Below are 11,354 nucleotides of genomic sequence, written 5' to 3'. Positions count from 1 at the left end.
TTACACCTCCGTCACTTGACACTTATTTGTTTTGTAAACTTTCCAAGACCTTTTATGTCGACTATTATTTTATAAATCCCAGGAGACAGTTTCCCCAACTTCAAGGTAACACCAGGATAGCTAAAAGCCTGAGTAACCATGGCATTTTTATCTGGGATTACAAAATTCCCTTTGACAGTTATAATATAATTACTTATTTTCATTTCAACGATTTCTATTGAATATCCACCAGTTTTCCTTTCTCCTGCAGAAATATGTAAGAACACATCTTCCTGCACGCTAAAGCTATCTTTTACCAAAAATTGCCCCTTATAAAGAACAAAAGTATAAATTCCCTTTTCTTTCACACGAAGCTTAGGAATTTTCATCTCATCAAAATTTTCTCGCTGTTTGTTGAACTTCAACTCAAAATTTTCTATGAATATACGGGAATTTGAAGGAGCTATCAATAAATGTTCAGGGATATAGTAGCGTTCTCCTTTTCTTTCAAGCAAAACCGTATAAGTATAAACTGTTTCTTTTTCTTTTACAAAAATATTTATACTGTTTTTCTTCATCCCCATAGATGTCGCTGAAAAAGCTCCTTTTAAAATATACGCTTTTTCCCTTCCATCATTATAAAGCTCTACATATGCTATGGAAAAAAACTTTGTATTAGTTGTTGTAAATATCTGATCAGGTAACTTTGTTTCTACAGGATGGATATATATAAACCCGCCAAAAAACTTTACCACCACCATAATAAAGAACAAAATCAGCATTTTTTTCATCAGGATCACCTCCTTAATAAATTTTACCACGCATTAAATACTTTCCATAAGAATCTGCAAGACATTTTCTGTTTCTTCTGGAAGTTTATCTCTTCCACCATTTTCTGTCTTTTTCAACACTATAAATTTTAACCTTCGAAGTATAGATTCTTTAAGTAAATGTTTGTATTCAGAACTTTCTGGCGGTTCAAATCCATCTATCACACCATATCTTAAATCTTTTATCCAGCTTTTCCAGGTTAACTTATTCTCCATTATCTTTTCAACTATTGATATTGTAACCTCTTTCGGTATTTTCTTTTCAAGAAAATATCCTGTATTCAATATGTAACACTCCACGCCTTTTTCAAACAGTCTCTTAAACTTCATATAATCGTCAACAAGAGGGTATGTTCTAAAAGGATTCGCATATGGTTCAAATACAAGAGCGTTTGGATCGACACCAGAATCAAGTTTTTCTGCAGTAGTTCTTTTTGTAGTAAGAGCAGCACCCATAGTAGAAGCAAGTATAACATCATCTATCTTAACCACAGGTGGTAAGACCGGATCTCTCATAAGCCAGAATATTGAATTTATAGGTTCGTCAATTTTGTCCATTCTATTTTGTGACCATAACTTTGATTTAATAGCTCTACCATTACCATTACGAATATCTTCCATAACTGGAATTATTCTACCTTTTTCATCCTTAGTAACACCGCAATTTTGCACAGTTAACAGGTATTTATTATCCATCGAATCGCTTGGATAATCAGACGTTTTATCAAAATAAGATGGTTCAAGAGCTATCGAAGAAAGATTATCCAGGGAAATTATAAAAGCATCGTCATGTAGCACACTTATTCTGTATTTACCACCATGCTTTGCATGGGTTAGCGTAGACTTCCCTGAGCCTGAAAGACCAAAAAATGCGGTAACATATATTTTATCTTTGCATTCAAATCTTTTAAGACCACCATGGCAAGAGACAAAATTATTCCTATTCGCTGTTGCCCATCCAAGTGTTAAAGTACCCTTTTTAAACTCTCCAAAATAACGCATTCCAAGAATAGCAGCGCAATTATGATCAGGATCAAATATAGCCAGACCAAATGGATAATCTGGATGTGTCCAATCAGGATCCGTAAATATATATATATCTCCATCCTCAAATTTTTCAGAGTCAAGATACATCTTTTCATATTCCGGTGATGGAAACTGGAAATTTAATAACCAATTGTATAACAAATTTTCATGACCCTCGGGTATTAAAATATGGTTTTTTACCATAAACTCTCTTGATAACCCTGTAAATGATATACCGTGGTACATTTTTTTATAACGAGACCTGTAAACCGCCTCACGAACTATTTCAGCATATTTTTCATCATCAATTCCCGGCGTGCCTATAATTCTTCTACCTGCTGCATATCTTCCTGTAATCGCACCATCGTTGAAAAGAAGCACTTTAGTCCCCCTATCAAGCCCTAAAAATTCTGGCTTGTAAACCTCCCAATCAGTCACTATTGTCCCAGGAGACTTTAATGCCAGTTTATAAGCTTCCTTTGGTGTGGATACTGTTTCTACGTTGTTTCTGTAAAATGCCGTTTCAACAGTAACTCTCATCCTTGAAAAAAGAGGATTTTTTCTGGAAATTTCGTTTTTATAAAAACTTTCTTTTGTTGACATAAATTCACCCCCTTATTATTCTATCAATAACAAACTAATTTTCATAGCCAAGCATAACAAAGTGTGCTCATGAATTAAAGGAAGAAATTTACTATAAGCTAATTTTACGAATATATTCAACCAAAACCTTAAAAATTGAATATCAATTTTAATTCATATTTTACTAACCCTCATTAATCCTTGGTAACCTTCGCCAATCTTGCTGTCTTTTGTCATTCCGAACGCATGTGAGGAATCTTGTTTTTTTGTAATCCCGAGGAATGTAATGACGAAGGATTTTATTTTACTAACTCTCGCTAACCTCGCTAATTCTCGCTAAATCAAGATTCCTCACCCTTCGGGTTCGGAATGACATGAAAGGGAGACCAACCTCGCCAACTCTGTATCAAATCATCTGACAGAGAACTAAAATTTTGCACACTTGCAAAATATGTCAAAAATGTTGTATAATAAGGTTGAAACCCGTCTGTTTATTTTCCATCCATGTTTTTTGGTTCCTGTTTATCCTTAATTTTCCACGATTCCACCGATTTTAAGAAACACAGATACATATTGTAAGACATTTAATTTAACTGTACCAAAAAAAGCTAAAACCAGGGAGGTGGAATTGAATGAAAAACATGCCTGTTTATTGGTTGGTTTTATTCGGTGAAAAAGACTTTCATGTAATACCAATTCTCTATATTCCATCACAAAAGCATGTAGATAAAATTCTGGAAATTGTTTATAAGAACAATCTCATAAATTTCGAAGTCAAAAAAGTAATGTTTTCTGACAATATTGATGCTGTAAAAGCCGCTACCAGAAAATATCTAAATTAATCTTTAAAAAGGAGCGAATATTTTAAAATGACCAGGTTACATTACGGCACAGCTTATAATGCTAATGTAAGATTCTCCGTTATAAATAGCACCGAGCTGGTTAAAGAAACCATAAGAAAACATAATCTTTCTTTGTTACCTGCTATTGCTCTTGGAAGAGCAATAACAGGAGTTTCACTTGTTCTTCCATGGCTCTCAATTAACGAAACATGGACGCTTCTCATAGAAGGAAAAGGGGTTTTAAAAAAAATCGCCTCTCAGGTAAGAGCTTCCGGACGAGTAAGAGGTTACGTTATACCGAAAAATTTGGAATTACCTCCAGAGCACAAATTTAATAGTCTTAAAGAAGTTATAGGTAAAGGGACTTTAAAAGTTATAAGAGATTTAGGTCTTAAAAATCCTTACATATCTTCAGTTCCACTTAAAACAGGAGAAATTGCAGAAGATTTAGCCTATTATTTTACAATTTCTGAACAAATCCCAACAGCTATCTCATTAGGACTATCATTTGACGAAAGTGGAAATATCACAAACTCAGGAGGGTTGATAATTCAAATTTTAAACGGTTCCATTGATGATAAAATTGTAACAGAAATAGAAAAAAGATTTACAAAAATAAATCCTATTACAAAAGCCCTTTATGAAAATTCACCAATAGAAGTGTTAAAATATGTATTTGAAAATAATTTAGAAGAAGTACTTACCACAGAAGTTTCTTTTTCATGTGACTGCACACAAAGCAAAGCTATCAATTCATTGAAAGTGTTACCAGAAAAAGAATTAAATTTTCTAATTCAAAAAGGAGAAGCAGAGGTAATCTGTAAATGGTGTAATACAAAATACACTTTTAAAAAAGATGAGTTAAGAAAAATATTAAATGAAAAGCAGGAGGAAAAGTTGTGAGTCTGTCAACAAAAATTACTCTGGTGACCACTTTAGTGGTAACAATAGTCATGTCAATAGTTTTAACTGGTATATACCTTTTAGTAAAGCAGACAGCAATAAATACTCAAATAAAAGATATTTCATCAATTCCCCATATTTTTAACAACATAATGAACAAAGGAAACATGTCTGGAATGATGCAGGGAATGATGTGGATGGGGCCTCGTCGAGATTTTTATGTGTCTAAAAATGGAAAAGTAGTTCTTGATCCTTATGGGATAGGACCAATAACAGAAAAAGGGCTCAAAAAGATCGACAATAGATACTACATATTTCTTTCCTTTCCCTCAAAAGTAATAATCGGCCGGGATATAACCCCTACAATTAATTTTGTAGAGCGCATAAAAATTTTGTTTGTATTTATGGTAATACTCTCCTCCGGGATTGTAACCGTCCTTACTTTTTTTATAACACGTTCCTCTACCAAGCATCTCCGAAGTTTTGTAAAACAAATAGAATCTTTAGACGGAAGAGATCTTGGATTTAGATTATTGAAACCGAATACCCACGATGAAGTAGACGAATTAATAGAAAAATTTAACAAACTTATGGAAAGATTAGAAAAGTATTACAAACTTCAGGAGGAATTTGTTTCAAACGTGTCACATGAATTAAAAACACCAATAGCTAATTTAATAGGATACACTGAAATGTTGAAAAGATGGGGAAGTAAAAATAAAGAAGTACTTGAAGAATCAATAAATTCTATTTGTGAAACAGCTTACACTATGAAACATTTAGTTGAAAATATGCTGTTTATCTCAAGTAACGTTACTCTTGAACTGACACCAATAGAACTTAAAAAATTAGTCTCACAAATAGTAGCAGAAAAGGAAAAACAATATGGCAAAAAAATATTACTTTCAGGCGAAGGAACAATTGTAGCCAATGAAAAAGGATTAGAAAGAATCATCTCAATTTTACTTGATAATGCTATACAACATGGTTCTCCTCCATTTGAAGTACAATTATATAAAAACAGTATCGTTGTTATTGACCATGGAAAAGGAATAAGTAAAGAGGAACAATCAAAAATTTTTGAAAGATTTTACAAATCACGCTCATCAAAAGGTCATGGTTTGGGGTTATTCATTGTTAAAACATTATGCGAACAAATGAATTTAAAAATTCATTTAGAGAGCTACAATGGATTTACAAAATTTGAAATAACAGGAGGGGAGTCTGGTGAAAAGTGATATAGAAATAGCTCACGAAGCCAAATTGAAAAAAATTTCTGAAATCGCTGATTCTTTAAACATTCCAGAAAAATACGTAGAACCATATGGTAAATACATCGCAAAAATTGACCACAAAATACTTGATACGTTAAAAAATAAAAATGATGGAAAATTAATATTGGTGACAGCTATTACACCAACACCCGCTGGAGAAGGAAAAACCACTACAAGCATAGGTCTTTCCATGGCACTTAATAAATTAGGAAAAAACTCCATAGTTACTTTAAGAGAACCTTCGCTTGGCCCTGTATTTGGTATAAAAGGAGGGGCAGCTGGTGGAGGTTATTCTCAAGTTCTTCCAATGGAAAACATCAACCTCCATTTCACAGGAGACATCCATGCTGTAACCGCCGCTCATAATCTTCTCTCAGCAGTAATTGACGCTCATATAAAATTTGGCAATGAACTAAAAATAGATCCCACAAAAGTTTATTGGAAACGAGCTATTGATATGAATGATCGCGCGCTTAGAAATATTGTTATAGCGTTAGGTGGAAGTGCAAACGGACATCCTCGAGAAGAGGGTTTTATAATAACAGCTGCCTCTGAAATAATGGCAATACTATGTCTTGCAAAAGATTTAAAAGATCTGAAGAAGAAGATTTCAAATATTGTAGTTGCACAAACATACGATAAAAAGTTAGTAAAAGTCAAAGATTTAAACGTTCAAGGTGCAATGGCAGCTCTTTTAAAAGATGCCATAAATCCAAATCTTGTTCAAACAATAGAAAATACTCCTGCATTTATTCACGGCGGTCCTTTTGCCAACATAGCTCATGGAACAAATAGCATTATTGCAACAAAGATAGCGTTGAAATTATCCGATTATGTAGTTACTGAAGCCGGTTTTGCTGCCGATCTTGGAGCTGAAAAATTCCTCGATTTTGTCTCACCGATTGCAGGATTTAACGTGAATGCCGTGGTTTTGGTGGCCACAATTAAAGCTCTCAAATATCACGGTGGAGTAAAAAAAGACGAACTCTCAAAAGAAAATGTAGAAGCTATGTTAAAAGGGATGGGAAACCTTTTTGTACATTATGAGAACTTAAAAAAATACAATGTACCTGTAATAGTTGCTTTAAATGTTTTTGATACAGACACTGAAAAAGAATTAAATCAATTTTCAAAATATTGCAAAGTTCCACACGCATTCGTTCGAGCATTTGAAAAAGGAAGTAAAGGCGCAGAAGAACTCGCAAAACTCATAATAGAAAATGCGAAAGAAAACTGTGCCACACCTCTCATAAATTCGAACATGTCCATAAAAGAAAAAATTGAAATATTAGCTAAAGAAATTTATAGGGCAGGTAACGTTATTTATACTGATAAAGCCAAAGCCAAATTAAAGTTTTTAGAAAAACACGGATATTCAAATCTGCCTGTAATTGTTGCAAAAACCCAGGCAAGCATTTCTGATGATCCAAAAAAACTTAATGCACCATCTGATTATGCTTTCACAATACGTGATTTTGAACTTTCAGCAGGAGCGGGATTCGTAGTAGCTCTTGCTGGAGATATTATGAGAATGCCCGGTCTTTCCAGAATACCAAACGCCGTGAATATAGATATTGATGATGACGGAAATATTGTTGGGCTTTCATAAACAGTTTATTTGTTAATCTTTTGTTGACACTTACTGAAATATATAAAGAAGCTAAAATTAGCATACTTTTGCAATGAAAAGAAAAGAACAATATTTGTCTATGAAAACAAATTATGTTAGGATTTTCACAAAATATCGAGTTTGCCAAAGTTACACAAATAAGCAATAATTAAGTTGCACCACTAAATTCAGGGAGGTATAAAAATGGAGATTAGCAAACTCGGAAATTTACAAACCCCCGGTCCTCTTTATGAAATGGCACAGAAACAGTTCCTAAAGGCAGCAGAACTCATGGACTTAGATCCAAGAATTGGAAATTTTTTGCTCTGGCCTCAAAGATCTCTGGTTGTCCATTTTCCAGTTGTCATGGACGATGGTAGAGTAGAAATATTTGAAGGATATAGAGTGCAGCATAACACTGCTCGCGGGCCTGCTAAGGGCGGCATAAGATACCATCCGGAAACAAACCTCGACGAAGTTTCTTCACTTGCTTTCTGGATGACGTGGAAGTGTGCTGTTGTTAACCTTCCATATGGCGGCGGTAAAGGTGGAGTGAGAGTCGATCCATCAAAACTTTCCGAAAGAGAACTTGAAAAATTAAGCAGAAGGTTTTTCTCTGAAATCCACATGATGGTAGGTCCAGCTAAAGATATACCAGCCCCTGATGTGAATACAAACGCAAAAATCATGGCATGGTACATGGATACATACAGCATGAATGTGGGATACACAACACTCGGTGTAGTTACCGGTAAGCCTCTTGACATAGGAGGTTCTGAAGGTAGACCGGAAGCTACTGGTAGGGGCGTTGCAATAACATCAGCAGAAGCCTGTAAAGTAAAAGGTATCGACATTTCAAAAGCTACTGTTGCAATACAGGGATTTGGAAACGTTGGATCATTCAGTGCAAAGATTTTAAACGAAGAATATGGTGCAAAAATAGTTGCAGTCAGTGATGTAAGTGGCGGTATTTACAACGAAAACGGCTTAGATATTGATGAGCTTATTAAGTATAGAGATGAAAATGGGGGAGTTATAAAAGGTTATCCAAAAGGAACTCCTATAACAAACGAAGAACTTCTTACACTCGACGTAGATATCTTAATTCCAGCAGCTCTTGAAAATGCAATAGATGATAAAATTGCAAAAGAAGTCAAAGCAAAAATAATAATTGAAGGTGCAAATGGACCTACAACAAGGGAAGCAGAAGAAATTCTCAATTCAAAAGACATTTTAATCGTTCCTGATATCCTTGCAAACGCTGGTGGTGTTACAGTATCTTACTTTGAATGGGTCCAGGATTTACAAAGCCATTTCTGGGAAATTGAAGATATCAGAAAGAAATTAACAAAGATTATGATTAAATCATTTGGAGAAGTTTACGCAACTAAACAAAAATACAATACAGACATGAGAACAGCTGCTTACATAGTTGCGATACAGAGAGTAGCAGAAGCTGTTAAGAAAAGAGGATATTACCCAATGTAATCTAAAAAATCGAAAAAAAGGTTCCCCATACGGGGAACCTTTTTCAAATCATTATTTTTCATTTAAAGCCATTTCCAATGTTTTCCACGCAAGAAGAAAACACTTAATTCTCATTGGATAATTTTTTATATCTGCCAGTTGTGCCACTGTTTCCAACACTTCTTCAGAAAATTCCTCTCCTCTTGCCATTGCCACGGCATTTTTAATTATTTCCTTCACTTCAGATAAATTCTTCCCACTCACAGTTTCTATCATAAGATTTGCAGATGCCTGACTAATTGCACAACCGATACCTTCAAACTTTATTTCTTTAACTTTATCACTTTCTATCTTCACATACAACGTTATTTCATCACCACACGATAAGTTCTTCCCTTCTTGTATAAAAGTTGCATTATTTAACTTTCCCTTATATTTCGTTAATTTTGCATAATCCATAACAAGTTCTGAATACATCAACTAAACCACCTCTTCACGAACTTTATTCCATCAACAAGAATATCTATATCATCTTTTGTGTTATAAATATAAAAACTCGCCCGACAGGTTGCATTAGGAAATAAGGACAACTTGCTTTCATCTTTTAAAATACTCATAAGTGGCTGAGCACAATGATGCCCACTTCTTACTGCTATACCGAATTCCTGATCAAGCATGTGCGCAACATCGTGTGGGTGCACACCATCAATGTTGAAACTTAATATAGCATGATGTTCCTCATTAAGTGGTCCATATATTTCAACAAAATCTAACTTAGAAATTTTATCTATAGCGTATTGTGTTAATTCAGACACATGTTCGGAAATGTTTTCAAAACCTATCGAATTCAAATAATCCACTGCTACACCAAATCCTACAATTCCAGCTATGTGAGGAGTACCTGCTTCAAATTTGTAAGGCAACACATTAAAGGTAACATCCTCTAATGTGACTTTGTCTATCATCTCACCGCCGTACAAAAACGGTTCCATCTTTTCCAGAAGTTTTTTCTTCCCGTAAAGTACTCCTATACCACTTGGTCCAAGCATTTTATGAGCAGAAAACACTAAAAAATCTATGTTCAAATCCTTAACATCTACTTTGTTATGAGGCAAAAGTTGAGCTCCATCTACAATTAAAATAGTATCTGGAAAAAGCTCTCTTATCTTCTTTATGTTTATAACCTGCCCTGTAACATTTGAATGCCCTGTAATTGCCAGAATCTTTGGATTTTCTCCGGTAAACTGAGCAAAATCGTCTATTAAAAGCTCCCCAAATCTTCCAGACGGTTTTACCGCCTTAAATGAAAAACCGTGCAATTTTGACATTCTTAACCACGGTACAAAATTCGCATGATGCTCAACTGCGGTTACTAAAACTGCATCGTTTTTCTTCAATATACCTGTTCTTACAAATGATTCCACAATAAAATTGATAGACATAGTAGTTCCGCTGGTAAATACTATTTCTTCACTTTCCGCATTCAAAAGTTTAGCAATATTGCTTCTTGAATTTTCCATCATCTCAGTAGATTCACTCGCTAATGTATGGACAGCCCTATGGACATTTGCATAGTGATAAGAATAAAATTCTGCAACTTTATCAACAACTTTTGAAGGTTTTAAAGAACTTGCAGCACTATCGAGGTAAATTAAATTTTTTCCGTTTATTGTTCGCTGTAATACTGGGAAGTCATCCAACAACCCCTTTAAGAGCATTTTCAACCATCCCCTCTAATCCATACTTTTTTAGCTCTTGAATAAGTTCCTCATAAATTCCTTCAATTATATACCTTTTTGCCTCATCTTTTGAAAAACCTCGGCTCATAAGATAAAAAATGGCATTATCATCTAACGGAGCAGAACTCGCAGCGTGTGATGCAGTTACTTCATTTTCATCAACCCATAAACTTGGGATTGCCTCCATTTTTGCATCTTTTGACAATAATATTGCCTTCTCCGACTCTTCAGCAACGGAGTTTTTGGCACCTTTTTTCAAATCGAGAATTCCTCTAAACACCAATTTGCTATTGTTTGCAAGTGTCCCCTCGGCTTTAATTACACCAGTATTCTCCATACCAACAAACCTCAACATATAAAGCAAATCAAATCTTCCATTTCCCGTTCCTATAAAATACGGCTTCAAATCCACATTAGCTTCTTTTCCACTCATCTTAACTCCAAAATATCCTACACTGACACCACTTCCCGCATAAAAATCCCTGACTTTCACATTTGCTTTCTCTTCAACTTCGATAAAAACATTATCAAAATGGTATGAATTTCCATGAACTTCATGAATATTATAAACGGTAAGACTTGCACCCTCGGAAACCAAAATTCTCGTGGTATGGTTTGAAAACATTTCCGGTCTTAATATTCTTATTAAAGTTAAACTACCTTTTTTAACATGGATAAGATCATTCGATATAGTTTGACCATATTCTTTCTTAATTAGTTTATCGTCCTCAATAACTATATAATCACCTTCAAATGAAAACACATCTGAAAGCAAAACGAATTTTCTATGAGAACCATCAAAATCAAGTTTTTTTAACAGCTCAACCCCGGACTTATCCAGAGTATCAAAATATTGTTTATATTCATAGCTTAATAAATTGAAATTTTCTATGTTTGTTCTTTTCCACACAGGAAAACCTATTTTTTCATACTCTTCATATTTTTCTTTCACATATTCTTTTAAATAAGCATTAGAAATACTTTTAAGAACTTTTGTAAAAGTGTCCCTTCCATAATCATCTCTTTTTAACTCTTTTGAAATAGCTATTACAGCTTTATTGTCTCCATGTTTTAGCTCAATAGTTTTTTCCATTTTTTGCACC

10 protein-coding genes are annotated in these 11,354 nt (G+C 34.2%); 5 read left to right on the top strand and 5 right to left on the bottom strand.

The genetic code is table 11. The annotated features are described in order from the left end of the window. Positions 1-11: 11 nt before the first annotated feature. Positions 12-770, bottom strand: a complete 759-nt coding sequence (locus JYK00_RS05435; RefSeq protein ID WP_207565918.1) for a protease complex subunit PrcB family protein — start codon at positions 768-770, stop codon at positions 12-14. 33 nt (positions 771-803) lie between these two features. After that, on the bottom strand, positions 804-2,438 hold the full coding sequence (locus JYK00_RS05430) for a phosphoenolpyruvate carboxykinase (ATP) (protein ID WP_207565917.1): 1,635 nt from the start codon (positions 2,436-2,438) through the stop codon (positions 804-806). Positions 2,439-3,049: 611 nt separating this feature from the next. On the opposite strand from JYK00_RS05430, the gene JYK00_RS05425 reads away from it, so the two are divergent. The 5 genes from JYK00_RS05425 to JYK00_RS05405 all read left to right on the top strand — a co-directional run bounded on the left by JYK00_RS05425 (position 3,050) and on the right by JYK00_RS05405 (position 8,533). Further along, positions 3,050-3,259 (top strand): hypothetical protein, encoded by a 210-nt coding sequence (locus tag JYK00_RS05425; protein ID WP_207565916.1) that lies wholly within the window; start codon positions 3,050-3,052, stop codon positions 3,257-3,259. A gap of 27 nt (positions 3,260-3,286) precedes the next feature. After that, positions 3,287-4,162 (top strand): Hsp33 family molecular chaperone HslO, encoded by an 876-nt coding sequence (locus JYK00_RS05420; protein ID WP_207565915.1) that lies wholly within the window; start codon positions 3,287-3,289, stop codon positions 4,160-4,162. Then, positions 4,159-5,400: a HAMP domain-containing sensor histidine kinase gene (locus JYK00_RS05415; RefSeq protein WP_207565914.1), complete on the top strand. Its 1,242-nt coding sequence runs from the start codon at positions 4,159-4,161 to the stop codon at positions 5,398-5,400. The genes JYK00_RS05420 and JYK00_RS05415 overlap by 4 nt, the downstream gene beginning before the upstream one ends. Then, on the top strand, positions 5,390-7,045 hold the full coding sequence (locus tag JYK00_RS05410) for a formate--tetrahydrofolate ligase (protein WP_207565913.1): 1,656 nt from the start codon (positions 5,390-5,392) through the stop codon (positions 7,043-7,045). The genes JYK00_RS05415 and JYK00_RS05410 overlap by 11 nt, the downstream gene beginning before the upstream one ends. A 204-nt stretch (positions 7,046-7,249) precedes the next feature. Next, positions 7,250-8,533, top strand: a complete 1,284-nt coding sequence (locus JYK00_RS05405) for a Glu/Leu/Phe/Val family dehydrogenase (RefSeq protein WP_207565912.1) — start codon at positions 7,250-7,252, stop codon at positions 8,531-8,533. A 51-nt stretch (positions 8,534-8,584) separates the two neighbouring features. On the opposite strand, the gene sufU is transcribed toward JYK00_RS05405, so the two are convergent. From sufU to JYK00_RS05390, 3 genes are read right to left on the bottom strand one after another with little or no spacing between them, the layout of a single operon-like run. Further along, positions 8,585-8,989, bottom strand: a complete 405-nt coding sequence (sufU, locus tag JYK00_RS05400) for a Fe-S cluster assembly sulfur transfer protein SufU (RefSeq protein ID WP_207565911.1) — start codon at positions 8,987-8,989, stop codon at positions 8,585-8,587. Further along, entirely contained in the window at positions 8,989-10,230 is a 1,242-nt protein-coding gene (locus JYK00_RS05395) for a SufS family cysteine desulfurase (protein ID WP_207567640.1), read from the bottom strand. Before JYK00_RS05395 ends, sufU begins: the two co-directional genes overlap by 1 nt. Further along, positions 10,205-11,344, bottom strand: a complete 1,140-nt coding sequence (locus JYK00_RS05390; protein ID WP_207565910.1) for a SufD family Fe-S cluster assembly protein — start codon at positions 11,342-11,344, stop codon at positions 10,205-10,207. Before JYK00_RS05390 ends, JYK00_RS05395 begins: the two co-directional genes overlap by 26 nt. Positions 11,345-11,354: the final 10 nt, after the last annotated feature.

The organism is Thermosipho ferrireducens, assembly GCF_017358165.1.
In the GTDB taxonomy this organism is placed as follows: Bacteria; Thermotogota; Thermotogae; order Thermotogales; family Fervidobacteriaceae; genus Thermosipho_B; species Thermosipho_B ferrireducens.
This window is presented reverse-complemented; position numbering and strand designations above follow the sequence as displayed.

Coding starts and splice junctions, on each gene's coding strand:
- JYK00_RS05405 (WP_207565912.1), top strand. CDS start 7,250: ATGGAGATTAGCAAACTCGGAAATTTACAAACCCCCGGTCCTCTTTAT.
- JYK00_RS05430 (WP_207565917.1), bottom strand. CDS start 2,438: ATGTCAACAAAAGAAAGTTTTTATAAAAACGAAATTTCCAGAAAAAAT.
- JYK00_RS05395 (WP_207567640.1), bottom strand. CDS start 10,230: ATGCTCTTAAAGGGGTTGTTGGATGACTTCCCAGTATTACAGCGAACA.
- JYK00_RS05390 (WP_207565910.1), bottom strand. CDS start 11,344: ATGGAAAAAACTATTGAGCTAAAACATGGAGACAATAAAGCTGTAATA.
- sufU (WP_207565911.1), bottom strand. CDS start 8,989: ATGTATTCAGAACTTGTTATGGATTATGCAAAATTAACGAAATATAAG.
- JYK00_RS05420 (WP_207565915.1), top strand. CDS start 3,287: ATGACCAGGTTACATTACGGCACAGCTTATAATGCTAATGTAAGATTC.
- JYK00_RS05425 (WP_207565916.1), top strand. CDS start 3,050: ATGAAAAACATGCCTGTTTATTGGTTGGTTTTATTCGGTGAAAAAGAC.
- JYK00_RS05435 (WP_207565918.1), bottom strand. CDS start 770: ATGAAAAAAATGCTGATTTTGTTCTTTATTATGGTGGTGGTAAAGTTT.